This is a genomic window from Neisseria sp. P0021.S007, assembly GCF_051956855.1.
Genome location: NZ_JBQCXA010001206.1, coordinates 1 through 517, shown reverse-complemented (window position 1 = coordinate 517; position 517 = coordinate 1). Strand labels below are relative to the sequence as shown.

Sequence of the window (517 nt, the reverse complement as noted above, 5' to 3'; positions counted from 1 at the left end):
TTCGATGAAGGTTTCGCGGTTGACGTAGACGCTGTAAACGCCTTGACCGTCGAATTTGCCGTTTTTAAACGCGCCGGTGTAGCTGCGTCCGTCTTGGCAGCGCCATGTACCTTTGCCGGCGGGTTTGCCGTCTTTGCCGACATCGCCGTCGTAGGTGCAGCCCGGTTCCTGATAGGAATTCAGGACGGCGGCCGAGGCGGGCAGGGCAAGCATAATGGCGAGCGGCAGGAGTGCGAGGTGTTTAAACATAAGGTTGTCCATCGGATGTAGGTTTCAGACGACCTTTTATCATGTGTAAAGGTCGTCTGAAAAATTAGTCTTGCCAGCCGCCCAAATAGGAAACCAGCTCTTCCAACATGGTGCTGACGGATTCCGCCATCAGGATTTGCGAGGCAAAGGCAAGGCTGGCGGCATCGTCGCCGTTGCTCTCGGCTTCTTCCTGCAATACGTCGAGGTATTGGATGCGTTTGAGCGTGAAGTCTTGCGTGAGGATGAAAGCGATTTGTTCGCGCCACAC

At 54.9% G+C, this 517-nt stretch carries 1 protein-coding gene and 1 pseudogene; both read right to left on the bottom strand.

What is annotated here, in order from left to right; all coding sequences use genetic code 11:
• Positions 1–249, bottom strand: a pseudogene (locus tag ACTHUR_RS18315) (hypothetical protein); the annotation flags it as partial.
• 64 nt (positions 250–313) lie between these two features.
• Positions 314–517: recombination-associated protein RdgC (rdgC, locus tag ACTHUR_RS18310; protein ID WP_219213108.1), on the bottom strand; the 204-nt coding region annotated here is incomplete at its 5' end.